Here is a 25032-nt window from a genome sequence, read left to right as displayed (position 1 = left end):
TTGTTATTGTAAAATTCTATCAACAAACATATTGAACATCTTTTTTCTATCAATATCTTTGCTGTCTGGCTTGATGTGCTTAAAAGTAATGGCACCATTTTCTGTATATAATTTATAGTAAAATGGCAATGCACCTTGTGTGCTTGTTTTTGTGATATCTGTTCGTCCCCATTTTGTAACATAAAATTGCAGTGTGTCATTTTCTTTTGCTTCTACAATATATTTACCATCACTAAACCACAATAATGTTTTCACACATTCAGTATTTTTTATGTTAGCCAATAAATTAGTATTCCTTTTGTAAGAAATAATATCTATGCTATCATTTTTTTGTAGTAATGAATATTCTGCCAAATACATTGTAGTATCATCATAGGCTATCATGTTCCATAAAAAATTACTAAATAGAGTAGGAGAAACGCTTAAGTTAGTATAGTTAATATTTCTAGTTTTTAGTTGCTGCTCAAAAAATGTAAATGCTTTATGCTTGTTGTAGAATGTCATTAATAAATAGATGCTACTAATTATAATTGAAGCATAAGCAAATCGTATTCTTCTTTTATCATCTCTTTTGAAGAATAAACATATTAATAATAAAACTAAAAATATTAATGTGTAAAATATATCAACAACAGCAACATTATTGAATGCAACTAATTTATTCGAAAAAGGCAAGAGTAACTGTGTACCATATGTTGTGCAACAGTCTAACAGTGTGTGTGTTAAAAATGCTAGATACCAAAATACATAAAGCCTAAGTACACTAATTTCTTTTTTAAAGATTTTATAGGATAAAAATACAAATGGAATAGCCATAAACAATTGTATAAATGCTGCATGGCTATAACTTCTATGCACTCTTAATAATATATCTGGCGATTGTACAAACCATTGTGTAAATACATCTAAATCTGGAATTGTGCCTGCAATGCCACCAATTAAAAGTGCTTTGTTGCCAAGTTTTTTACCAAGACATACTTCTCCAACACTTGCACCTAGAATAAACTGTGTAACTGAATCCATTTTCTGTAAATTATATTTTTAGTAGTATAGATGCACTATCTTTTTTGTATCAAAAAATGATTCTTCAAAATAGGAACTTAAGTCATAAGTTTTATAGTTTATATCAATTGCATCTAATTCATCTTTCAAATCTCCACCTTTTAATGCAATAATTCCATTGCTGTTTTTTAATCTTCTTCCTGCCCAATCAATTAATTTTTCAGAAGGAGCAACTGCACGAGTTACAATGTATGTGTAGTCTAATTTATAATTTTCGGCTCTAGCACATTGTGTAATTATATTTCCCAACTTCAAAGATTTTGCAACAGCATCAACTACAGTAATTTTTTTCCCAATAGAGTCAATTAAATGAAATTCAGTATCAGAAAAAAGTATTGCCAATGGTATTCCAGGAAATCCACCACCAGTTCCAATATCTAAAATTATATCTGATGCAGAAAAACTGAAGATATTTGCAATACTCAAACTGTGTAGCACATGCCTTTCGTAGAAATTGTCCATATCTTTCCTAGATATCACATTTATTTTCTGATTCCAGTCAAAATATAATTCTTTTAATTGAACAAAATGTTCAAATTGTTGTTTCGTTAATTGTGGGAAATATTTATGGATAATGTCCAAAATAAAATTTTTGACAAAATTATAGAATATAATTAGAAATTAATCTTTATTCAACTAATTATCTATTAGCATTCAATATTTTTTAAACACTTGTTAAGCATTTATTAAATTCTTTCAAAACTAAATTTAGCTATACTTCTAAACGATTATACTTCAATAACTTATTACTATTTGTATCTATTCTAAATAAAATAAAATTCACAAAAAATTACATATTTTAACTAACAGATATTATATTTGCCCACAATAAAATTAAACGCCTTTTTGTGATGCTTAAAAATAATATTCAAAAAATTTACAGCTTTGTAGTATTAATTGCATTATTCTTTTCTGTAAATATTAGCTTAAAAGCTGCTGTAACAGTGCCAGACCTTAAAGCTGATGATGCAGCTATGATGGAGAAAGCAAAGGAAGGAATGGATGTATTTAAAGCTAACTGTACAGCTTGCCACGCAGTAGATAGAAAAGTGATTGGTCCAGCATTAGCTGATGTTTGGAGCAGATGGGATACCGAAGAAAACTTAATTGCTTGGGTAAAAAACTCACAATCATTAATCAAATCTGGACATCCTTATGCAAATAAGATATTTAATGACAATGCTAAGAGCGTAATGCAAGCTTTCCCAACTTTATCTGATGACCAGATAAAAAATATATTTATTTATGTTAAAGGAAAACAAGCAGGTATAGATCCAGGCGCACCAGCTGGCGGAGCAGCAACTACAGCAACAGGCGATACTGCAGGAACAACAGAAACAAAATCAAACTCAAATGTAATATTAATAGGATTATTTGTATTACTACTAGTATTAGCAGTTGTATTGTTCAATATAACAAATAAACTTAATAGAGTTGTAAGTGAATCAAAAGGTGAAACAGTATCAGAAACTTCTTTCAAACCAGCAATCAAAAAATTAACTTCAATTGCTATCATAATAGTAGTAATCTTATTGATTTTTAATATTGCAAAAGGTGCTATTGATTTAGGTCGTTCTCAAGGATACGCACCAGAACAACCAATTAGGTTCTCACATGCACTTCACGTTGGCCAAAATAAAATTGAATGTCAATATTGCCACACAGGAGTTGAAAAAAGTAAACATGCAAGTATTCCAGGAACACAAATATGTATGAACTGTCATAAATATGTTCAAGAAGGACCAAAATACGGAAAAGATGAAATTAAGAAAATATATGCATATTCAGGTTGGGATCCAGATGAAGGTAAATTTGTGAGAGCACCTAAAAATATAGAATGGGTAAAAATTCACAACCTACCTGACCACGTATATTTTAACCATTCTCAACACGTGAAAGTAGGTAAAATTGAATGTCAAACTTGCCATGGAAAGATTGAAGAAATGGAAGTTGTAGAACAATTTGCGCCATTATCAATGGGATGGTGTATCAATTGCCACAGAGAAACAAAAGTACAATTCGCTGATAATAACTATTATTCAGTATTTGAAAAATATCACGATGAGATTAAAAAAGGCAAACGTGCAGATGTAACTGTAGAAGATATAGGTGGAACTGAATGCCAAAAATGTCATTATTAATTATTTTAGAACGCTATTAATATCAATATAAATGAGTAATAAAAAATATTGGACTAGCTTAGAGGAATTAAACAATACTCCAGCTTATATAGAAAAAGTGACCAATGAGTTCAATAATGTTGAAGACAATGTGGAAGAAACAGGAAATGAACACAGTAGGAGAGATTTTCTTAAAGCAATGGGCTTTAGTGTTTCTATAGCTGCTGTTGCATCAGCATGTCAAATTCCAGTAAAACATGCAATTCCATATACATTTGATTTAAGAAATCAAATGCCTGAAATAGTTCCAGGTGTTGCAGAGTATTTTGCTACATCATATTTCGATTCAGGTGAATTTTGCAGTGTTTTGGTTAAAAATAGAGAAGGAAGACCTATTAAAGTAGAAGGTAATCCTAGCTCAACAGCAAATGGTGGTACAAATGCAAGAGCTCAAGCAATGTTACTTGGATTGTATGATGTAACTAGATTACACAATCCATTAAGAAAAAATGAGAAAGCTGGGTGGAAAGAATTTGATGCAGAAATTGTTGAGAAATTAGATAAAATTAAAAATAGTAATGAAAAAGTAGTTATAGTTACCAATACAGTATTATCTACAATTACTAAAAAAGCTATTGAAAAATTTAAAACTACATATCCTAATACTACTGTAGTTGCTTACGACGCAATATCTCAATATGCAATTAGAAAAGCATCTGGTGGAATTATTCCAACATATCAATTTGATAAAGCAGATGTAATTGTAGGTTTTAATTGTGATTTCTTAGGTACTTGGATGAACCCAGTTGAAAACTCATCAAAATATGTAGTTAATAGAGTTCCTTCAAAAAGTAATCCTAAAATGTCTAAACATTTCCAGTTCCAATCAACAATGACAATTACTGGAGCAAGTGCAGACTACAAATACCCAATTAAACCTTCTGAAGAAAAACAAGCATTAATTAATCTATATAACAAAATTGGCGGAAGCGTTGCAGCTGCAAAAAGTATTAACAAAGAGGTTGATGCAGGAGTTGATAAAGTTGCCAAAGAATTATTAGCAAATAAAGGAAAAAGTATTGTTGTTTCTGGAACTAATGATGCAGAAATCCAATCATTAATTAATGGAATTAATGCTTCTTTAACTAATTTTGGAACTACAATAGACACAAATAATACCTTAAATTACAAACAAGGTAATGACGAAGAATTAAAAACATTAGTTGCTGATTTAAAAGCAGGTGCTTACTCAGGAATTATACTTCTTGGAGCAAATCCAGTTTACGATACTGCAAGTGGTGATGTATTTAAAAATGCATTACAAAAAGCAACACTTTCTGTTTCAACAGCAGATAGAGCTGATGAATCTGCACAATATTGTACATATATAGCACCAAACTCACATATTCTTGAGTCTTGGGATGTTGTTGAGCCTAAAAATGGTCAATTTGGTTTTGTACAACCAACTATTACAACATTATTTGATACAAGACAAGAAGCAGCTTCTTTATTAACTTGGTCGGGTGATAACTCAACAATAGACACATTAGTACAAAGCGAAATAGCAAGTATAGCAGGTACAGATTATGCATCAGCATTACAAAAAGGTTTTGTAGATAAAACAACAGGTGTTGGTGGTTCATCATTATCATCTACTATTTCAATAACTGCACCACAATCATCAAAAGGATTAGAAGTTATTTTCTATGAGAAAGTGGGAATTGGAGATGGAAAATTAGCAAACAATCCATTCTTACAAGAAATGCCAGACCCAATTTCTAAAGCAACTTGGGATAATTATATTTTAGTACCTTATACTTTTGCAAAAGAAAAAGGTATTGATGCAATGCCTTCAGACAAAAAGGTTCCTGTAGCAAAAGTTACTGTAAGCGGAAAATCATTTGAATTACCTGTGGTTGTTCAATTTGGTCAAGCACAAAATACACTTGCAATAGCACTAGGATATGGAAGAGAGAAAGCAGGAAATGTAGGTTCAGGAGTTGGTGCAAATGTTTATGGAGTATTAAAAGACAACAAATATTCATTAGATAACGCAACTTTTGAATTAACAGGAAAAACATATAATCTAGGTTTAAATCAAACATACCATTCATTAATGGAAGATGTTTCATTACCAGGCAAACCACTAAAATATCGTGGGATGGTAGTGAAAGAAACTAACTTAAGTTCTTATATTAAAGATGATCATGCAGGTAATGAGGATAGAGCAGACATATTAAAACATATGGTTACTATGTATCCTACACCTAAATTCCCAGGACATCACTGGGGAATGTCAGTAGATATGAATGCATGTACTGGATGTGGAGCTTGTGTTGTTGCATGTAATATTGAAAATAACGTACCAGTTGTAGGTAGAAGACAAGTATTCCGTAGTCAAGAAATGCATTGGTTAAGAATTGATAGATACTATAATGGGAATCCAGACAATCCAGATGTTTCTTTCCAACCAATGATGTGTCAACATTGCGATAATGCACCATGTGAAAATGTTTGTCCAGTAAATGCAACAAACCACAGTACAGAAGGTGTTAACCAAATGGCATACAATAGATGTATTGGTACAAGGTATTGTGCAAATAACTGCCCATTCAAAGTAAGAAGATTTAACTGGTTAGACTATCAAGGTAATGATATGTTTGGTGAGTTTAATGATGGTACACCAGGTTGGGGTGGTGCTGAAACTAAAGGTTATATGTTTGATTCTTTAACAAGAATGATACTTAATCCAGATGTAGTAGCAAGAACAAGAGGTGTAATTGAAAAATGTAGCTTCTGTACTCAAAGAATACAAGAAGGAAAATTAAATGCTAAAAAAGAGAACAGAAAATTAGCAGATGGAGAGATAAAAACAGCATGTCAAACAGCTTGTTCTACAAATGCTATTGTTTTTGGAGATATGAATGATAATGATAGCCAAGTATCTAAGATATTTGATTCAGGTAGAAATTATTTCTTATTTGAAGAACAACATTTCTTAGCACACGTTGGATATCAAACAAAAATTAGAAATAAAGACGAAGCTCCTCAAAGAGGATTTATAGAACAAGAAGGATAATATTTATAAAAATTATATAAGAAAGCTAATATGGCAAGTCATTTTGAATCACCACTTAGAGAACCATTAATTACAGGTAATAAGACTTATAAAGATATTACCACAGATATAGTTCGTTCAACAACAGGTCAATTGCAACCAAGATGGATATTTTGGACTACAGTTTCTGCAATCGTCGCTACATTCGGCATATTTTGTATTGCATGGGAAGTAGTTTTTGGTATAGGTTCTTGGGGTGCAAATAAAACAGTAGGTTGGGCATGGGATATCACAAACTTCGTTTGGTGGATTGGTATTGGTCACGCAGGTACACTAATCTCTGCTATCTTATTATTATTTCGTCAAAAATGGCGTACAGGTGTGAATAGAGCTGCAGAAGCGATGACAATATTTGCCGTAGTTTGTGCTGGTTTATTCCCAGTATTTCACATGGGTAGAGTTTGGGATGCAATGTTTATCTTCCCATATCCAAATACAAGAGGACCACTTTGGGTAAACTTCACTTCTCCATTATTATGGGACGTATTTGCAATCTCTACTTATTTCACAGTTTCATTATTATTCTGGTATACTGGTTTAGTTCCAGATTTCGCAACAATAAGAGACCGTTCAAAAACAAAAGGAAGATGGAATTTCTATAATTTATTAAGTTTTGGATGGGTAGGTAGTGTAAAACATTGGGAAAGATGGGAATCACTTTCATTAATCTTAGCTGGTTTATCTACTCCATTAGTATTATCAGTACATACAATCGTATCTTTTGACTTCGCAACTTCAGTAATTCCAGGATGGCATACAACAATTTTGCCTCCATATTTCGTTGCAGGTGCTATCTTCTCTGGCTTCGCAATGGTATTAACATTGATGATTATTGCTAGATATATCATGAAATTAGAAGATTATATCACTTTAGCACATATAGAATCAATGAATAAAATATTATTGCTTACAGGTACAATGGTAGGTATTGCATATCTAACAGAGTTATTTACAGCATGGTATTCTTCTAATCAATATGAGCAATTCCAATTTGCAACAAGAGCGTTCGGTTCTACATATGCATGGGCATATTGGACAATGATGTTCTGTAACCTAGTTTCTCCACAAGTATTCTGGTTTAGAAAATTCAGAAGAAGTATTAAAGTTACATTTGTTATGTCAATACTAGTAAACATAGGTATGTGGTTTGAACGATTTGTGATTATAGTTATATCATTACATAGAGATTATTTACCATCAAGTTGGTTGTATTATTCTCCAACATGGATAGAAATGGGAATTTACATTGGTACAATGGGTATATTTATGACATTATTCTTAATGTTCTGTAGATTCTTCCCAGTTGTTGCTATTGCAGAAATAAAATCTATACTTAAAATCTCAGGGAATCAATATAGAAAAGGACAACTTGAAGAGGTAAAAGAACAAGAAGTATATAAACAAGTTAATGAACAAGAATTGTTAGAATATAAATAAATTATTATAGCTTTTTAATTATGAGCGATACAAAAAAATATTTAGTTGGTATGTTTGATGATGATGATGTATTATTACATGCAATCAAAAACATACGAAAACAAGGGTACAAGATTACCGATTGTTTTACGCCATTCCCAGTACATGGTATAGAGCACGCAATGGATGTAGAACCGACAAGGCTACATACTGCTGGATTTTTCTTTGGAGCAACAGGTCTGACAGTAGCACTTTCTATGATTACATTTGTGAATTATTTTAACTATCCAACAATATTTGGTGGTAAACCATATTGGGGTTTAATGGCTTACGTTCCAATTATATTTGAACATACAGTATTATTTGCAGCAATAGGCATGGTAGTGTCATTTTATTACCTATGTAAGTTATATCCAGGTAAAAAGCCAACAATTATAGATGAAAGAACGACAGATCATATGTTTGCACTTACTTTCGAAATAGATGGCTCACAAGATACAAATGCTATTTCTGATTTATTAAAAAACGAAGGTGCTGTTGAAGTATATCAAAAAGAAATATAAAAATGAAAAATAAATATATATACATATCAATTATTATCCTAGCTGTGGCATTAACTTCTTGCATTAGAAGCTCTAAAAAACCAGGTAGAGAGTATATGCCTGACATGGTACATAGTACAGCTTACGAAGCAGGTTCTGAAAACCCAATATTTAAAGATGGCAAAACAAATCAATTGCCACCAAAAGGTAGTGTTGCATTAGGAAAATATATTTATCCATTTGAAAACACACCAGAAGGTTATACTCAAGCTGCTACAAACAAAAACCCTTTTACATTTACTAAAGAAGAAATGGATGGTAATGGAAAGAAATTATATAATATAAACTGTGCAATTTGTCATGGTGAAGCTGGTGATGGACAAGGTCATTTAGTACAAATTGGTAAATTTCTACCACCACCATCATATTTATCAGGTGCTTTAGCAACTTTACCAGAAGGACAAATGTATCATTCTGTAATGTATGGCAAAGGTTTGATGGGTTCTTATGCTTCTCAATTAAATCACAAAGAAAGATGGTTAGTAATTTCTTATGTTAAGTCATTACAAGGTGCATCATCTGCATCAGCAAATACTACAACATCTGATAGTACTAAAACTAATTAATTTTATCATAATTTATTAAATTATAATGAATACATATACTTTTGAATCTGGCACGAAATCTAAAATATTAATTACATTCGTAATTGGTGTATTGATACTTTTGTTAGGAATTGGCATGAATGCATTAAAATCATCAAAATCTGCTGATGCACATGGAACTCACCAAACAGCAGCTGAACATCATGATGCAACTGATGCACATGCTCAAAATGTACACGCTGATGAACATGGACAAGATGCGCATTCGGGTGGACATCATGAAAAACCAATTACTTTAAAATCTAAGTTATTAGCTAACTTTTATTCTTTATTTTTATTCGGATTTTATATTGCATTGACAGCTTTGTTCTTCATATCTGCAGCTACGATAGCTTGGGGTGGATGGCAAATTCAAATTCAAAAAATTCCATTGGCAATATCTAGAAACATATTTATATTCTTAGGATTTCTATTCTTAGCATTTTTGTTATTCAGACATGATTTATTTGAATGGACACATGAATATTTATACATTAAAGATTCTGACACGTTTGATCCAATTTTAGCAATGAAAAGAGATTATCTAAACATGCCAAGATTTTGGGCTTTCTTTGCTATTCAAGTTTTAGCAGCTGGTGGTATTGCATTTGCATGGTGGAAAAATTTAACTCAACAAGATTCAAATCCATCTATGAAATTATTCTCTAAAAGTAGAGCAATTTCTGCAACTGCAATTGTATTAATAGCATTCGTTATCTCTACATTTGCTACTTGGGACTGGTCAATGTCAATTCAACCACATTGGTATAGCACATTATTTCCATGGTACACTATGGCAAGTGCTGCAGTAACAATGTTCTCAATAGTTCTATTAATAATCTATCATCTAAAATCTAAAAACTTACTTCCAAGAGTAAATGAAAATCACACACATGATATCGCAAAACTTATGTTTGCAATTAGTGTATTCTGGACTTATTTGTTTTTCGCTCAATATATGTTAATTTGGTACGGTAACATACCAGAAGAAACTACATTCTTTATTAATAGAAGACAATTAGATAATTATGGAATTTTATTCCATGCTACATTAGTTATAAACTTTATTTTACCATTTTTTATCTTAATGAGAAGAAACTCAAAAAGAAATCCAAATGTTACAAAGTTTATGGCTGTTGTTATTATATTAGGTCACTGGATGGATTTCTATTTAATGATTGGACCACCATTAGTACCAAATGGAGGCTTCGGATTAATTAGTTTAGGCGCATTATTAATTATGGGTAGTTTGTTTGCATTTGTTACTTTGTACTCATTATCAAAAGTTACAGATCTAGAGTCTTCTACTCATCCATACGTAAAAGAAAGTTATAATCTTCATATTTAATAATATATCAAATTTAAAAAATGTCAACCTTATTATTAGCACTATTAATCATTGTATTACTATTCGTAGTAGTTTTGCAAATTAGTAAAACATCAGAACTGATTGATACATTCAAAAAAGATGGAGATAAGAATAATCACTCAAAAGGTGCGTTGTATTTGTCTATTGTTGGTTTTGCAACTTTAATATACTCAGTAGTAGCTTCTGCATTAAGTACAGATAAACTATTGCCAGTTTCAGCATCTGAACAAGGTGTTTGGATTGATGATATTATGTACATTACTTTAGGATTTACTGGACTAGTGTTTGTCGTGACACAGTTTTTATTATTCTATTTTGTATATAAATTTCACTATAGAAAAGATAGAAAAGCAACATTTTTCTCAGATAATAATAAGTTAGAAATTATTTGGACGATTATTCCTGCAATTGTACTAACAGTATTAGTTGGAATGGGTTTACAAAAATGGTTAAAGATTTTTTCTCCAGCGCCAACAGAAGCAATTACAATTGAAGCAACTGCAAAACAATTTGGCTGGGTTTTAAGATATCCTGGTGCTGATAATAAATTAGGAATCAGAGACTTTACATTAGTAAATCCTGATAATGAATTAGGTGTAAATTGGGGAAATAAAGCAAGTCATGATGATATGCTTGTAGATGAAATTGTGCTTCCAGTTAATAAACCAGTTTTAGTTCACATTGCAGCACTTGATGTAATACATAACTTTTATTTACCTGAGTTTAGAGTAATGATGGATGCAGTTCCAGGTATTCCAACAAAATTCTGGTTCACTCCAACTATCACCACAGAAGAAATGAGAGTAAAAACTAATAATCCTAAGTTTGACTATGTGATGACTTGTAACCAACTTTGTGGTAGTGGGCATTATAACATGAAGAAAAAAGTAAGAATTGTATCTGAAAGCGAATATAAAACATGGTTAAGTGAACAAAAATCATACTATGAAACAGTAGTAAAACCTGCTTTAGCAGAAAAAGGAATAAATACAGAAACAGCATTAACTGAAAATGCTGGTACTTCAGACGCAAACAGTGCTTTTAGTTTTAAACTACCAACTAATTTTGAACTTGTTGGTGCAAATGTTGGTGGTGTTGAAAATAAATTAGTAGAATTTATCAATTCTGATAAACAAGTTTCTAAAGACTTATGGTTTTCTTTTGATAGACTTTTATTTGAAACTGGAAAAGCTACATTAAAATCATCATCTCAAGTACAATTAAAGAACATAGCAGAAATATTAAAAGCATTCCCAAATGTTGAGTTAAAACTTGGTGGTTACACAGACAATGTTGGCAAACCAGAAGATAATCTAAAATTATCATCTGATAGAGCAAACAATGTAATGAATGAATTAGTAAAATTAGGTGTAGATAAAAATAGATTAAAAGCAGAAGGATATGGCCAAGAGCATCCAGTAGCATCTAATGATACAGATGAAGGAAGACAACAGAACAGAAGGATTGATGTTAGAGTAACTAAAAAATAATTAAATTAAAAATTAAAATATAGAATAATATGGCTACGACTGCTTTAGAACATAATGTTGATGTACATAACGACCATGGTCATCATCATACGGAGACATTCTTATCAAAGTATATATTTAGTTTAGATCACAAAACAATTGGCAAGCAATTCTTGATTGCAGGCATGGTGTGGGCAATTATAGGTGGCTTTATGTCAGTTATATTTAGAATGCAATTAGCATGGCCAGACGCTAATTTCCCAATTTTAGAATCAATATTCAGTAACTGGTATTCAGATGGTAAATTAAATCCAGAAACTTATTATATGTTAATTACAATGCATGGAACTATCATGGTATTTTTTGTATTAACAGCAAGTTTGAGTGGTACATTTGCTAATATCTTAATTCCATACAAATTGGTGCTAGAGATATGGCTTCACCATTAATGAATGCACTATCTTTTTGGTTTTTTATTTTAGCAGGTGTTGTAATGTTCTTATCAATGTTTGTTAAAACTGGTGGAGCATCAGCTGGATGGACAATATATCCACCATTAAGTGCATTACCACAGGCATCTCCTGGTTCAGGAGCAGGTATGTCACTTTGGTTAATCGCAATGGCATTATTTATTGCATCAACATTAATGGGTGGTTTAAATTATATTTCTACAATACTAAACATGCGTACAAAAGGAATGACAATGTACAGAATGCCATTAACTGTATGGGCATTGTTATTTACTGCAATTATTGGTTTGTTATCATTCCCAGTATTATTGTCTGCAGCAGTATTGTTAATCTTTGATAGAAGTTTAGGTACAAGTTTTTACTTATCTAATATAGTAATAGGTGGTAATCCACTTCCGTATTCTGGTGGTAGTCCAATTTTATTCCAACACTTATTCTGGTTCTTAGGTCACCCAGAAGTATATATTATCATATTACCAGCAATGGGTATGGTGTCTGAAATTTTAGCAGTACACTCTAGAAAACCAATCTTTGGATACAAAGCAATGATATTTTCAATATTAGGTATTACAGTACTAGGATTTATCGTTTGGGCGCATCACATGTTCATGACAGGTATGAATCCATTTGTAGGTGGTGTATTTACATTCTTTACATTATTAATTGCAATTCCTTCTGCTGTTAAAGTATTTAACTGGTTAACAACATTATGGAAAGGTAATATACATATTAATCCAGCATCTATATTTGCAATTGGATTTGTTTCTATGTTTATCTCTGGTGGGTTAACTGGTATTTGGTTAGGAAACTCAGTTATTGATATTAGATTACACGATACATACTTTGTTGTAGCACACTTTCATATAGTTATGGGTATTGCTGCTTTCTTTGGTATGTTTGCCGGTGTTTATCATTGGTTTCCAAGAATGTTTGGAAGACATATGAATTCAACTTTAGCATATATACACTTCGTTATTACTTTCGTTGGATCTTATCTAATATTTTGGCCAATGCACTTTATGGGTTTGGCGGGTATTCCAAGAAGATATTATCATTTCAACGAATTCGAATCATTTTCTCAATATAGTGATTTGAATGTTGTAATGACTATTGCAACAATTGCAGTATTTATGGCACAGCTATTATTTATTGTAAATTTCTTCTATAGTATGTACAAAGGTAGAAAATCTGAACAAAATCCTTGGAAAGCTAATACTTTAGAGTGGACTTCTCCAATTGAAGGAATTCATGGAAACTGGGATGGAGAATTACCAACTGTATATCGTTGGCCATATGATTATAGCAAACCAGGTGCACAAGAAGATTATATACCACAAACTACACCTTTAACTCCTGAAGAGCAAAATCAAAAAGTTCATCACTAATTAAATTGTAATTTTGAACAATAATATTAAGACATACAATCGTTCTATTGCTGCTGTTTTAACTGACACATACACCGTATTTAGTCAATTGACTAAAATGCGTTTGTCATTGTTAGTTGTTTTCTCAGCTGTTATGTCTTATCTGTTTGCAAATCAAAACATATCATCAACATCAATATTGCTATTAGCTATCGCAGGATTTTTAGTAACAGCATCTTCCAATATTATTAATCAAATTTTAGAAAAAGATACTGATAAGTTGATGAATAGAACAATGGAAAGGCCATTACCAAAAGCAAAAATTTCCGTAGTAAATGCATCTTTAATTGCTGGACTATTTGGAATCGTTGGAATTGGTATTTTAGGTTTTTATTTTAACCCAATATCAGGATTATTAGGTGCGTTGTCATTAATTAGCTATGCATTTGTATACACTCCATTCAAAAAAATTAGTCCAGTAGCTGTATTTATTGGAGCAGTTCCAGGTTCTATGCCATTACTTATTGGCTGGACAGCAGCAACAGGAAGTATTGGAATAGGTGGTATTATATTATTTGCAATACAGTTTTTTTGGCAAATTCCACATTTTTGGTCTATTGCATGGTTATTAAATGATGATTACAACAAAGCAGGATTTCATTTATTACCAAACAACATAAAAAATAGAAATACAGCATTATTAAACGTTCCATATTTAATACTTTTAATTATTGTTGGAACTTTACCATTTTTCTTTGGTCTTTCTGGAATTATATCATTAGTTATAATTACAATCACAGGCATTGTGTTCTTATTACAAGCAATACAATTATCTATTGATACATCAGACAAGAGTGCAAAGAAACTTATGTTTGCTTCTTTTTTATACTTACCAATTGTATTGATAGCTTTAAACCTAGATAAAATATAATGAGTCTAACGCTAAAATATCAAGAAAAGAATCAAGGAGCACATAAATTTACAATGTGGCTCTTTATCGTTTCTTCTTGTATGGTATTTGCTGGCTTTACAAGTGCATTCTTAGTAAGGAAAGGCGCAGGTGGAGCATGGACAGGATTCTCATTGCCTAATGAATTTAATATCTCTACATTTATAATTTTGTTTAGTAGTATATGCTTATTAGTGGCAGATATTTCTAATAAAAAAGGAAATAAAATACTAATGTCGTTTACATTATTATTAACTATTATCTGTGGCGTTCTATTCTGTTATTTTCAGTATAATGGGTGGATGATATTATCAAATCAAGGATTTTATCCAGCCGGTAACCCAAACCCAGCACCACAATTTTTATTTGTTATAGTATTGATGCATGCACTGCATGTATTAACAGGATTAGTTTTTCTTACTGTTGCATTTGTAAGAAGTTTAATTGCTTTAAGAAAAATTAAATCAGACGAAGTATTAGAAAAAATAGAATTATCAGAGAAAGGCGTATTAAGTATAAGAACAGACCTATTAAGTTTATTTTGGCACTTTATGGGCATTCTTTGGTTATATCTATTCGGATTTTTATATTTTAATTTATAATTTAATATCATAAATATGTCAGAAGTTTTAGAAATTAAGGATACACATGAAGAGCACCAATTGCCAACACCAGATAATGGCGAAGGTGGTGAGAAGTCGCCCATGAATATTAGTTATGGTAAGTCTATGATGTGGTATTTCTTATTGTCAGATGCATTTACATTCTCAGCATTTTTGATTGCATATGCTACTATAAGAATTAGCCAACCTTGGTGGCCAAATCCAAATGATGTATTTAATGCTATGCCATTAATGGGTCATGCAAATGTACCAATGGGTTTCGTGTCAATCATGACGGCTATCCTAATTGCAAGTTCTGTGTTTGTAGTACGTGCAGTACAAGAAGGACATAGAATGAACAAAAGAGGTGTTGCTATTTGGATGATTGGTGGAATAATAGGTGGTGTATTATTCTTAGCATGCCAAGCATGGGAGTGGGCTCACTTAATTGAAAATGGATTAAGACCATTCTTTAATCCATATATCTTAGATACAGAAGGTGTATTGCATTTAGCTAAAAGTGTTGTCAATCCTGAAACAGGATTGAGAGAAATTGCATTAAATGCACAAGGACAATTTACAGATTTATACGCACATGGCACAGAACAACATTTTTATAATATAGCTGATGGAATTCAAAAAACTGGTGGACCAACAACTTTCGGTGCATTATTCTTCGGAATTACAGGCTTTCACGGCTTTCACGTTTTTACAGGTGTTTGTTTAAATGTGTACGCACTAGTTGGTACACTTAATGGTACATTTGAAAGAAGAGGTCATTACGAAATGATTGAAAAAATAGGATTGTACTGGCACTTTGTAGACTTAGTTTGGGTATTCGTATTCTTAGCATTCTACTTAATGTAATAATTAAATCTTTATAATTAATAATATATAAATAATATAATATATGAGCGGAGAACATTTATCAGAAGAACAATATCAAAGCCAAGTTAAAGCTGTATGGAGAGCCACATTATATTTAGCAATCATTACTGTAGTAGAAGTAGTTATTGCACTTACTTTAGGTGGTGTATTGCCTAAATTTGTACTGAATTCTCTATTTGTAATAATGTCAGTATGGAAAGCATATTTTATCATTGGTGAATTTATGCACGTGAAATATGAAAAAAGAGCATTTGCATTATCATTAGGCTTGCCATTATCATTTCTTATTTGGGGAATTATTGCATTTATGTGGGATGGAAGTGAATGGTTGAAGGCAATAGTTGAAATGAGTAAATAAACATGAAAAGTCAAAAGAATGGTTGTCTAATTGCATTAATAGTTGCAGTACTTGTTCCCATTGTATTTCTTATTTTTTTTAAATATTTAGATACAAATAGACAAACATTAGAGACTGACAAATGTCTTCCTATTTATGGTAATAAACTACCAAAAGAAACTACCAACTCAAAAGGTGATGTAGTAATAGATACAATTTATCACACAATTCCTAAATTTTCGTTTATCAATCAAAATGGTGATTCTATAAACCAAGATATAATGAAGAATAAGGTAGTTGTGGCAGATTTCTTCTTCACATCTTGTCCTACAATTTGTATAGATATGACTAATAATTTGCATATCATACAAGAAGAATACTTTAATGACAAAGATGTTCTAATTTTATCACACACTGTAGATCCAGAAACAGATTCGGTAGGACAACTAAAAAAATATGCTATTGAAAAAGATGTAAATAGTAAAGTTTGGCATTTACTTACTGGAAATAAAAAAGATTTATACGCAATTGCAAGAAATGGATATTTGGTAACAGCAGTTCAAGGTGATGGTGGCTCAAATGATTTTATTCATAGTGAAAAACTAGTGTTGATTGATAAAGAAAAAAGAATTAGAGGATTTTACGATGGCACTAAATTAGAATCAATTGAAAAATTAAAAAAAGACATTCAATTGTTGTTGGTTAGCTATATTGTGCCAATGAAAGAAGAGAAAAAAGATTAATGTCTAATAAGCAAATCAATATTATAATTTTATTTATTTCTGTAGCTGTTCCAGCTATTGTAATGACTTTACTAAAAGTTCAACCACCAGATGTTGAACACAGTATAAATTTAATGATTTTTCCAAAGCTCAATGCAATATTAAATACGGGCACAAGTTTATGTTTAATATTTGGATTGATTGCAATTAAATACAAAAAGCAAAATATACATAGATTATTTATGTTATCAGCACTTGTGTTGTCGTGCTTATTTTTATTAAGCTACTTATTTTATCATACATTAAAGGCAGAAGATACTAAATTTTTAGGTCAAGGAATAATAAGACCAATCTATTATTTTATACTAATAACACATATAATTTTAGCAGCTGTTATTTTACCTTTTGTTTTAAAAACATTCTCTTTTGCATTTACAAATCAATTTGTGCAACATAAAAAGTGGGCAAGATACACCTATCCATTTTGGTTATATGTGGCAATTTCAGGTGTATTGGTTTATGTATTATTAGCACCATATTATTAATGTTTATTCAATATTGAAGTGCAATATTAGTTGTAACTTTACTAAAACATCTGAGATGAAAATAAGCAAATATCTTCCAATATTTTTTACATTATTGTTCATATTTGTATTTACAATGGCTGATGCACAATGCCCAATGTGTAGAGCAACTGCCGAGAAATCAGAGTATGCTAAAAGTTTGAATACAGGAATTTTATATTTATTATTTGCGCCAGTTGTATTCTTAGGTGGCGTTTTAATTATTTGGATAAAGAAGAAAGATTCTTTTTCTGTGAAAGAATAATAACAGTTTAAATGCAGAAACAAATTTATATTATAAGACACGGACAAACAGATTTTAATGTAAAACAAGTTGTTCAAGGTAGAGGCGTAAATTCTGATTTGAATCAGACAGGAATAGAACAAGCAGCATTGTTTTTTAAGGCACACAAAGAAATAAATTTTGATGTTGTGTACACATCATCATTAAAACGTACTTGGCAAACAGTTGATGAATTCATCAATAAAGATATACCACATTTGGTAAGACCAGAAATAGATGAAATAGATTGGGGCATTTTTGAAGGTGTTGAACATAATCCTACATTACAAAAAGACTATTACAATATTATACAATCTTGGGCTGATGGTCAGTTGGATAATAAAATTGAAGGTGGCGAAAGTGCACAAGATTTAGCAGATAGATTATTGCCTTTTATTAACGAAATTAAACAAGCGTCATACCAAACAATATTAGTTTGCACACATGGCAGAACACTTAGAGTAATGATGTGTATGCTGTTGGATTTGCCAATTTCTAAGATGGATACATTTTACATAACAATACATGTTTGTATCATCTAAGCTTAGATGGCGATAAATTCCATACAGTTAAGGAAAATGATTTATCACACTTAAATGTATAATTATATAGATATCTCTAAAATATCTATTTTCTTTAACAAATCATAAGTAATAGCTGTTGCTCTATAAAAATCTGCAATAGAATTTTTACAATCAGTATCATTCAATATACTACTTGCAAATGCATTCAGTTCTTCTTCTATAGCTTCAGTTTCGCTGAGTTCTATATTGTTTTCAAGCACATGCTGCTGATTATCGCTTTTTGTAAATGTATTTATTCTTCTATTTAAAAAATTGGCAATAATATTTTTATTTGCTTGATATACTTGAACAGTAAAAGATTTTTGGTTAGATAATTTATTAATAGAAATATGTGCTGATGTTCCGTTGTCAAACTCTATTCTTACTTGAACAAAATCTAATTTTTCATACAAATTATTATACCTTATTTTTTGGATATTACTTGCCTTACACAATTCAAGTAGTAAACAAATATCTTTCAATAAAGATTCTTTTATAATATTTGGATTGTTTTTAGAAGACTCAAATGATGTGTTTCTTCTTATTTCAACAAACATAGGTTCTTCAACCATGGTTTTAAGTGTACTAAAAACAGGATTAAAACTATCTACCATGCTGATTTGCATTTTAATTCCAGATTCTCTAGCAATATCATTGATATACAGAATATCTGGCAAATCATTCAAAATTGGTTTGCCTAGCAAAATGTGCTTTCCAGATTTAATTACATCAAATAAATATTTATTGATGGCATGCGTAGGTGTACATATAATCAATGCATCACACGCATCAGTCAGCTCATCTGCATTTTCATAAAAATTAATACCAGATTCTTCTTTCAAATCTTCGTAGTGCTCAGGATGTTTATCATTGACGCCAACTAGCTCAAATAATTTATTGTACTGCAACCTAATGATGTATTGCATACCCAAATTACCAATTCCAATAATAGCAACCTTTAATTTTTTCAAAAAAACAATATTTAGTGTAAAATCAAAATTAAAATTAAGCTATGAACATATCTATTTTATTGTAAATAATCCACATATAGTGTATATTGATTATTTTTGAGCATGTTTACTGGCAAAAATATAGCATTTCACACATTAGGTTGTAAGCTCAATTTCTCTGAAACATCAGCAATAGCTAGACAAATGAAACAAGTAGGCTTTGAAACTGTAGATTTTAACGATTTTGCAGATGTATATGTTATTAATACATGTTCTGTTACAGATGATGCTGATGCAAAGTGTAGAAATATAGTTAGAAAGTCATTAAAGGTGAATCCTAATGCATTTGTTGTGGTATTAGGCTGTTATGCCCAATTGAAACCAGCAGAAATTGCATCCATAAAAGGTGTAGACTTAGTACTTGGCGCAACAGATAAGTTTAATCTTCCAAGCATTATCACAGATTTAACTAAAAATGCCTGTGGACAAATTCATACTTCAGCAATTAATGAGGTAAATGATTTTATGCCTTCGTTTTCATTAGCAGAAAGAACACGTTCATTTTTAAAAATTCAAGATGGTTGCGATTATAAATGTACATTTTGTACAATTCCATTAGCTCGAGGAAAAAGCAGAAGCGATAAATTGGAAAATATCATTCAAAATGCAAAAGCATTAGCTCAGAATAATATAAAAGAAATTGTAATTACTGGCGTGAATACAGGCGATTATGGAAGAGGAATAGATGACCACCATAAACTAATTGATGTAATTAAAGAACTAGATAAAATAGATGGAATAGAGCGTTTTAGAATATCATCTATTGAACCTAATCTATTGACTGATGAGATTATAGAATTTGTAGCAACGAGCAACAAATTTATGCCACACTTCCATATTCCACTACAAAGTGCCAGCAATAAAATTCTTGCATTGATGCAAAGAAGATACCAAGCTGATGTATATAAAGACAGAGTGCAAAAAATAAAATCTACTATGCCACATGCATGCATTGGTGTTGATGTGATTGTTGGTTTTCCGAGTGAGACAAACGATGATTTTATGCAAACATTTAACTTCTTGCACGAAATAGATATTTCATATTTACATGTATTTACATATTCAGAAAGGGCAAATACCAAAGCATTAGATATACAAGATGTGGTGCCAATGAGTGTAAGACAAGATAGATGTACACAACTTAGAAGTTTATCAGAAAAGAAAAAAAGGCAGTTTTACGAGCAATATTTACACACCAACAGAACAGTATTGTTTGAAGAAGAGAAGAAAGGAGCGTTGATGCATGGCTTTACTGATAATTATATAAAAGTGAATGCACAATATGATGAAAGTTTGGTCAATACATTGAAAAATGCATCACTGGATAATATTTCAGCAGATGGAAATGTGCATGTAAATATCTAACAAAAGCTAACAAAAAACCATTTTGTGTAAAACTTAGTATTTTATTGAAGTAGATACTTAGTCTAATTTCTTATTTTTGTAATAGATGGATAATTTTATTGTTTCCGCAAGAAAATACAGACCAATGCGTTTTTCTGACGTAGTTGGACAAGCTCAAGTATCAGAGACTTTAAAAAAAGCATTATCTACAGGAAAATTAGCACAATCATTTTTATTCTGTGGACCACGTGGTGTTGGTAAAACTACTTGTGCAAGAATTTTGGCAAAAGCTATAAATTGCGAACAACCATCTGAGAATTTTGAACCTTGTAATGAATGTAATTCTTGCAAATCATTTTCTCAAAATGCATCATTTAATATTTTTGAGCTAGATGCTGCATCCAACAATAGTGTTGATGATATTAGAACTTTGGTAGATCAAGTGCGTTTTGCACCACAATCAGGAAAATACAAAGTGTATATCATAGATGAGGTACATATGCTAAGTGCTGGTGCGTTCAATGCATTCTTAAAAACATTAGAAGAGCCACCAAGCTATGCTATTTTTATTTTAGCAACAACTGAAAAACATAAAATCATTCCTACCATTTTATCTCGATGCCAAATATTCGATTTCAAAAGAATTTCCAATCAAGATATAGTAAAACAATTAGAATTTATTGCGAAAGAAGAACATGTAGTTGCAGAAGATGCAGCATTACATATTATTGCAGAAAAAGCTGATGGTGGTTTGCGTGATGCACTTTCATTGTTTGATAAAATTGTAAGTTTTGCAGGTAACGAAGTAACTTATCAAGATGTAATTAAAAATCTAAATATATTAGATTATGATTATTATTTTAAAATAACTGATTATTTCATGACACAAGACAGTGCTGCTGTGCTTAATTCATTTGATGAAATAATTAGAAATGGCTTTGATGGCGAAATATTTATTGCTGGTTTGAGTGAGCATTTTAGAAATCTTTTAGTCAGTAAAAATCCAGAAACAATTCAGTTATTAGAAAAGAGCGAATCTGTAACTCAAAAATATTTAACGCAAGCAGAAATCATAGAAGAAACATTTTTGCTCAATGCATTGAGTTATCTGAATGAATGTGATGTACAATACAAACAAGCAAAAAATAAAAGACTACATGTTGAATTGTTTTTATTAAAAATTTGCTTCTTAAATACACAAATCGAAAATACTTTAGAACTCATTTTAGGCGAAAAAAAAAACTAAAATTACTTCTTGAAAGAATAAAGTCTAAACAAACTATAGACAAAAATCAAGTTGTAAAAATTATTGAGGAAGAAGTAGAAATTCCTAAAGTTGAAACTAAACTTGAGCAACCTCAAGTTGAAGAAAAAAAAGTAGAAATAAAAAATGTTTCTCATGAAGATGAATCAACACAAAATTCATCAGCTAAGAAAATTCTTGCAAAAAAATCATCATTAACAAGTATAATTGCAGAAATTAATGATGATAAAAATATACAACAAAAAGAAAAACCAGAATTAAACTCAGAAAACATAGTTGCATTTTGGGATGAGTATATAAGTTTTATAAAACCAAATGCCCAAAATTCATATCTAAATATCATTCAAAACCAACAACCAGTTTTTGAGAAAAATAAAATATTAGTTACTGCAAGTAGCAATATCAATTTAGAAATGATGCAACTCAATAAGTCAAGTATTATTACATTCTTTTTGGAACATACCAATACAAAACAGTTAGAACTTGAGATTGTTTTGCAGAAGCCAAAAAACGAAGAGCCAGTGTATAAAGTTCCTAGAGAAAGAGCAAAAGAATTGTATGAGTCAAACGAAAGTGTAAGGTATCTTATACAAAAATTTGACCTTACGTTAGATGCTTAGTTATTTGTGTTTAGGAAAATTGAAGAACCTAGACGTCATAATTGGAATAAAGAAAGTTAGGAATGTAACTATTGAAATTACTAAATCAAATTTTTCACTTTCTATAAATCTAAAAACTGGACTTTCATGAAAGAAATGTGCAGGCAATGCCAAAAACAGCTTGATACCCAAAATACCTATTACTGAAAATGCTGCAGTTTCTAAAAATGGATATTTCTCCATTAGTTTTACAAAGCTTTGTGCCACAAAACGCATAGCTAATATGCCAATAAAAACACCTATCCAGATTAGTTTTATATTTTCTGTGAATGCAACCGCAGCAAAAACATTGTCTAATGAAAATGCTAAATCCATTACTTCTACAAGTATTACAGTTGCCCAAAATTTTCCAAAAAGTCCAAAAGTATATTTGTAAAGTTTACTTTCTTTTTTTACAACTTCTTCTTCGTCTACTTTAGGTTTGTTTTTTTTGTATATATAATCTAAAAATAAATATATTAGATATAATCCACCTAGTGGTTTCAGCCACCAAATTTTAATTAACCAAGCAGCCAACAACAAACAAATACCTCTAAAAACATAAGCACCAATTATTCCATATTTTAATGCTTTTGCTCTTTGTTCTTTTGGTAAGTCCATTACCATAGTAGCTAAAACAGCTGCATTATCTACTGATAATAGGCTTTCAATAAGAATTAGATTTAGTACAATTAATAGTGCTTGTTGTATTGATAATCCTTCTAATAAAAATTCTAACATGAGTTCAAAATTATGAAATTAAGACAACAAAATACGATTAGTCGAAATATTTTTTTCTAATATTCAAAAATTTAATTTCAATGTACTTATAAGATGCAATAGATACTAAAGTAAGCAAAGTTAGTGGTACAATTATCAAGATGATAATATTGTTAGTTTTAAAAATATTTTTAGTCATACCAACAAACATATCTAGGAAAATTAAATTATATGCGTACATACTATATGTTGTCATACCAACATAGTTTAGAAATTTATTTTCAATATTAAATAAATTGTTTTTATTTATTGCCATGTTGAAAATTATTATTGCATTGCAAGGTATAATTATTAATACATGCTTAAATGCAAAAATAAATTCGTTTTTTATAAATGAAAAAATAATTAGAAGTATAAATGCTATAAATTGTGTGTATTTTGAAATGATAATTTGATATAATTTTGTTTTTTCAAATTGATTAATATTAATAACAGCATAAGCACAAAATCCACCAAATGCAAACGCAAGCAAATCTTGTAATATATACTAGCTTAAATATACGATAAGATGTATCTGTTTCTGCTGCACCAAAACTAATTGCAAATGTGATAATAAGTAGAATAGTGTAAATGATGAAAATATTTCTTAATGAATTGAAAATGTTTTTTGAAAATAATAATATAATTGGCCACAAAATATAAAACTGCTCTTCAACACCAATAGACCAATAATTACTTAGATGAAAATACACTCTATCAAAGCAGAAAGCAACATTAGGTAGCATTGTTATGTACAATAAAAATCTTTCATTTAGATTGTAACACATATTTCCGAATGTTCCATCTGTTAAACCATTCTTTATCATATGCGAGCATATAAGATGATAGATTAATGCAATTACAAATAATCCAACTAAATACACAGGCAAAATTCTAAATGCTCTTCTGATATAAAATTTCTTGATGTCTATTTTATTTGTCTTGATTTTCTCTTTAATTAAAAAATAAGAGATTAGAAAACCACTCAATACAAAAAATGTACTGATAAACATATGCCCAAATTGTACAATAAAACCATTTTCCTCAATAGGAATTTTATGTAATTTATAATTTGAAATAAATATAAGTATATGTGCAATAGAAATATACCAACAACCTATAGCACGCAAAGAATCTAAATGTTTGAAATGAAATACATTTTTGGCTGTTTCTATGTTTTTTTCTTCTACAACTTTTTCTTTACTAGCAAAATAATAAGTCAATAATGATGAAACTATTGCAGCAATTATTTCTGTAATTTTAAATTGTTGACCTTGAACAAAAAAGTATTGTAAGGTTTCTATTGAGATAGAAAAACAAATACAGAAAATTAGAATTTGCCAATTTTTAAAGGCATTACTAAATTGTAGTAACTTAAATAATGCAAAATAAATAACTAAGTGCCAAAACTCAGCAACATGTAGTTTCTCTTCAAATTCTTCTTTGTGAAGTTTATCTACTGGCAGAAAACTCAAATAAAATAGGAATGCAATCCACAATATTGCAGGAATGTATCTACCTATTTTCTGTATCATT

The 25032-nt window shown here is 30.4% G+C and carries 24 protein-coding genes and 1 pseudogene; 19 read left to right on the top strand and 6 right to left on the bottom strand.

Going from position 1 to position 25032, the window contains the following annotated elements; genetic code table 11:
- Positions 1-3: 3 nt before the first annotated feature.
- Positions 4-1023: a metal-dependent hydrolase gene (locus IPK18_03145; protein ID QQR98538.1), complete on the bottom strand. Its 1020-nt coding sequence runs from the start codon at positions 1021-1023 to the stop codon at positions 4-6.
- Between the two features lie 18 nt (positions 1024-1041).
- Positions 1042-1644 (bottom strand): 16S rRNA (guanine(527)-N(7))-methyltransferase RsmG, encoded by a 603-nt coding sequence (gene rsmG, locus IPK18_03140; protein QQR98537.1) that lies wholly within the window; start codon positions 1642-1644, stop codon positions 1042-1044.
- Positions 1645-1913: 269 nt separating this feature from the next.
- Between rsmG and IPK18_03135 the strand changes: the two genes are divergently transcribed.
- The 16 genes and pseudogenes from IPK18_03135 (at position 1914) to IPK18_03060 (ending at position 18460) form a co-directional block, all read left to right on the top strand.
- The gene (locus IPK18_03135) at positions 1914-3203 is read left to right on the top strand and encodes a c-type cytochrome (GenBank protein ID QQR98536.1); all 1290 of its coding nucleotides are present in this window, start codon (positions 1914-1916) and stop codon (positions 3201-3203) included.
- A gap of 31 nt (positions 3204-3234) precedes the next feature.
- A complete protein-coding gene (locus IPK18_03130) occupies positions 3235-6261 on the top strand; it encodes a TAT-variant-translocated molybdopterin oxidoreductase (GenBank protein QQR98535.1) in 3027 nt (1008 codons plus the stop codon).
- A 30-nt stretch (positions 6262-6291) separates the two neighbouring features.
- Positions 6292-7737, top strand: coding sequence for a polysulfide reductase NrfD (gene nrfD, locus IPK18_03125; GenBank protein QQR98534.1), 1446 nt, complete (start codon positions 6292-6294; stop codon positions 7735-7737).
- 20 nt (positions 7738-7757) lie between these two features.
- Positions 7758-8279, top strand: a complete 522-nt coding sequence (locus tag IPK18_03120) for a DUF3341 domain-containing protein (GenBank protein QQR98533.1) — start codon at positions 7758-7760, stop codon at positions 8277-8279.
- A 2-nt stretch (positions 8280-8281) separates the two neighbouring features.
- Positions 8282-8884 (top strand): cytochrome c, encoded by a 603-nt coding sequence (locus tag IPK18_03115; GenBank protein ID QQR98532.1) that lies wholly within the window; start codon positions 8282-8284, stop codon positions 8882-8884.
- Between the two features lie 25 nt (positions 8885-8909).
- Positions 8910-10250 carry a hypothetical protein gene (locus IPK18_03110; GenBank protein ID QQR98531.1) on the top strand — a complete coding sequence of 447 codons (1341 nt, stop codon included), beginning with the start codon at positions 8910-8912 and terminating at the stop codon, positions 10248-10250.
- Between the two features lie 20 nt (positions 10251-10270).
- Positions 10271-11761, top strand: coding sequence for an OmpA family protein (locus IPK18_03105; protein QQR98530.1), 1491 nt, complete (start codon positions 10271-10273; stop codon positions 11759-11761).
- A 29-nt stretch (positions 11762-11790) separates the two neighbouring features.
- Positions 11791-13595 (top strand): annotated as a pseudogene (locus IPK18_03100) (cbb3-type cytochrome c oxidase subunit I).
- A 97-nt stretch (positions 13596-13692) separates the two neighbouring features.
- A complete protein-coding gene (gene cyoE / locus IPK18_03095) occupies positions 13693-14505 on the top strand; it encodes a protoheme IX farnesyltransferase (protein ID QQR99290.1) in 813 nt (270 codons plus the stop codon).
- Complete coding sequence (locus tag IPK18_03090) at positions 14505-15125, top strand: heme-copper oxidase subunit III (GenBank protein QQR98529.1); 621 nt, start codon at positions 14505-14507, stop codon at positions 15123-15125. Before cyoE ends, IPK18_03090 begins: the two co-directional genes overlap by 1 nt.
- Positions 15126-15227: 102 nt before the next feature.
- Positions 15228-15992, top strand: coding sequence for a cytochrome c oxidase subunit 3 (locus tag IPK18_03085; protein ID QQR99289.1), 765 nt, complete (start codon positions 15228-15230; stop codon positions 15990-15992).
- Positions 15993-16035: 43 nt separating this feature from the next.
- Positions 16036-16371, top strand: a complete 336-nt coding sequence (locus tag IPK18_03080) for a cytochrome C oxidase subunit IV family protein (GenBank protein QQR98528.1) — start codon at positions 16036-16038, stop codon at positions 16369-16371.
- 2 nt (positions 16372-16373) lie between these two features.
- Positions 16374-17093: an SCO family protein gene (locus tag IPK18_03075; protein ID QQR98527.1), complete on the top strand. Its 720-nt coding sequence runs from the start codon at positions 16374-16376 to the stop codon at positions 17091-17093.
- Positions 17093-17617 carry a DUF420 domain-containing protein gene (locus IPK18_03070; protein ID QQR98526.1) on the top strand — a complete coding sequence of 175 codons (525 nt, stop codon included), beginning with the start codon at positions 17093-17095 and terminating at the stop codon, positions 17615-17617. The genes IPK18_03075 and IPK18_03070 overlap by 1 nt, the downstream gene beginning before the upstream one ends.
- 55 nt (positions 17618-17672) lie before the next feature.
- A complete protein-coding gene (locus IPK18_03065) occupies positions 17673-17900 on the top strand; it encodes a hypothetical protein (protein QQR98525.1) in 228 nt (75 codons plus the stop codon).
- An 11-nt stretch (positions 17901-17911) separates the two neighbouring features.
- The gene (locus tag IPK18_03060) at positions 17912-18460 is read left to right on the top strand and encodes a histidine phosphatase family protein (protein ID QQR98524.1); all 549 of its coding nucleotides are present in this window, start codon (positions 17912-17914) and stop codon (positions 18458-18460) included.
- 62 nt (positions 18461-18522) lie between these two features.
- On the opposite strand, the gene IPK18_03055 is transcribed toward IPK18_03060, so the two are convergent.
- Positions 18523-19452, bottom strand: coding sequence for a Gfo/Idh/MocA family oxidoreductase (locus IPK18_03055; protein QQR98523.1), 930 nt, complete (start codon positions 19450-19452; stop codon positions 18523-18525).
- A gap of 102 nt (positions 19453-19554) precedes the next feature.
- Here IPK18_03055 and mtaB point away from each other — a divergent pair, with 102 nt between their 5' ends.
- The 3 genes from mtaB to IPK18_03040 all read left to right on the top strand — a co-directional run bounded on the left by mtaB (position 19555) and on the right by IPK18_03040 (position 22719).
- Positions 19555-20856 carry a tRNA (N(6)-L-threonylcarbamoyladenosine(37)-C(2))-methylthiotransferase MtaB gene (mtaB, locus tag IPK18_03050; protein ID QQR99288.1) on the top strand — a complete coding sequence of 434 codons (1302 nt, stop codon included), beginning with the start codon at positions 19555-19557 and terminating at the stop codon, positions 20854-20856.
- Between the two features lie 85 nt (positions 20857-20941).
- Positions 20942-22081 (top strand): DNA polymerase III subunit gamma/tau, encoded by a 1140-nt coding sequence (gene dnaX, locus IPK18_03045; protein QQR98522.1) that lies wholly within the window; start codon positions 20942-20944, stop codon positions 22079-22081.
- Entirely contained in the window at positions 22018-22719 is a 702-nt protein-coding gene (locus IPK18_03040; protein QQR98521.1) for a hypothetical protein, read from the top strand. Before dnaX ends, IPK18_03040 begins: the two co-directional genes overlap by 64 nt.
- Here IPK18_03040 and IPK18_03035 read toward each other — a convergent pair whose 3' ends face one another.
- From IPK18_03035 to IPK18_03025, 3 genes are all read right to left on the bottom strand, one after another.
- Positions 22720-23478 carry a TerC family protein gene (locus tag IPK18_03035; GenBank protein QQR98520.1) on the bottom strand — a complete coding sequence of 253 codons (759 nt, stop codon included), beginning with the start codon at positions 23476-23478 and terminating at the stop codon, positions 22720-22722. It lies immediately after the preceding gene.
- 37 nt (positions 23479-23515) lie between these two features.
- Positions 23516-23773: a hypothetical protein gene (locus IPK18_03030; GenBank protein ID QQR98519.1), complete on the bottom strand. Its 258-nt coding sequence runs from the start codon at positions 23771-23773 to the stop codon at positions 23516-23518.
- Positions 23774-23942: 169 nt separating this feature from the next.
- The gene (locus tag IPK18_03025; GenBank protein ID QQR98518.1) at positions 23943-25031 is read right to left on the bottom strand and encodes an acyltransferase; all 1089 of its coding nucleotides are present in this window, start codon (positions 25029-25031) and stop codon (positions 23943-23945) included.
- Position 25032 lies beyond the last annotated feature (1 nt).

This window comes from Sphingobacteriales bacterium (assembly GCA_016699615.1).
Classification (GTDB): domain Bacteria; phylum Bacteroidota; class Bacteroidia; order Chitinophagales; family JADIYW01; genus JADJSS01.
The sequence above is the reverse complement of the archived record's forward strand: the minus strand, read 5'-3'. Positions and strand labels throughout refer to the sequence as shown.

Excerpts from the sequence above, each read along its gene's own strand:
- IPK18_03145 (QQR98538.1), bottom strand. The coding sequence starts at position 1,023 with ATGGATTCAGTTACACAGTTTATTCTAGGTGCAAGTGTTGGAGAAGTA.
- IPK18_03135 (QQR98536.1), top strand. The coding sequence starts at position 1,914 with ATGCTTAAAAATAATATTCAAAAAATTTACAGCTTTGTAGTATTAATT.
- IPK18_03130 (QQR98535.1), top strand. The coding sequence starts at position 3,235 with ATGAGTAATAAAAAATATTGGACTAGCTTAGAGGAATTAAACAATACT.
- nrfD (QQR98534.1), top strand. The coding sequence starts at position 6,292 with ATGGCAAGTCATTTTGAATCACCACTTAGAGAACCATTAATTACAGGT.
- IPK18_03120 (QQR98533.1), top strand. The coding sequence starts at position 7,758 with ATGAGCGATACAAAAAAATATTTAGTTGGTATGTTTGATGATGATGAT.
- IPK18_03115 (QQR98532.1), top strand. The coding sequence starts at position 8,282 with ATGAAAAATAAATATATATACATATCAATTATTATCCTAGCTGTGGCA.
- IPK18_03110 (QQR98531.1), top strand. The coding sequence starts at position 8,910 with ATGAATACATATACTTTTGAATCTGGCACGAAATCTAAAATATTAATT.
- IPK18_03105 (QQR98530.1), top strand. The coding sequence starts at position 10,271 with ATGTCAACCTTATTATTAGCACTATTAATCATTGTATTACTATTCGTA.
- cyoE (QQR99290.1), top strand. The coding sequence starts at position 13,693 with ATGCGTTTGTCATTGTTAGTTGTTTTCTCAGCTGTTATGTCTTATCTG.
- IPK18_03090 (QQR98529.1), top strand. The coding sequence starts at position 14,505 with ATGAGTCTAACGCTAAAATATCAAGAAAAGAATCAAGGAGCACATAAA.
- IPK18_03085 (QQR99289.1), top strand. The coding sequence starts at position 15,228 with ATGAATATTAGTTATGGTAAGTCTATGATGTGGTATTTCTTATTGTCA.
- IPK18_03080 (QQR98528.1), top strand. The coding sequence starts at position 16,036 with ATGAGCGGAGAACATTTATCAGAAGAACAATATCAAAGCCAAGTTAAA.
- IPK18_03075 (QQR98527.1), top strand. The coding sequence starts at position 16,374 with ATGAAAAGTCAAAAGAATGGTTGTCTAATTGCATTAATAGTTGCAGTA.
- IPK18_03070 (QQR98526.1), top strand. The coding sequence starts at position 17,093 with ATGTCTAATAAGCAAATCAATATTATAATTTTATTTATTTCTGTAGCT.
- IPK18_03065 (QQR98525.1), top strand. The coding sequence starts at position 17,673 with ATGAAAATAAGCAAATATCTTCCAATATTTTTTACATTATTGTTCATA.
- IPK18_03060 (QQR98524.1), top strand. The coding sequence starts at position 17,912 with ATGCAGAAACAAATTTATATTATAAGACACGGACAAACAGATTTTAAT.
- mtaB (QQR99288.1), top strand. The coding sequence starts at position 19,555 with ATGTTTACTGGCAAAAATATAGCATTTCACACATTAGGTTGTAAGCTC.
- dnaX (QQR98522.1), top strand. The coding sequence starts at position 20,942 with ATGGATAATTTTATTGTTTCCGCAAGAAAATACAGACCAATGCGTTTT.
- IPK18_03035 (QQR98520.1), bottom strand. The coding sequence starts at position 23,478 with ATGTTAGAATTTTTATTAGAAGGATTATCAATACAACAAGCACTATTA.
- IPK18_03030 (QQR98519.1), bottom strand. The coding sequence starts at position 23,773 with ATGGCAATAAATAAAAACAATTTATTTAATATTGAAAATAAATTTCTA.
- IPK18_03025 (QQR98518.1), bottom strand. The coding sequence starts at position 25,031 with ATGATACAGAAAATAGGTAGATACATTCCTGCAATATTGTGGATTGCA.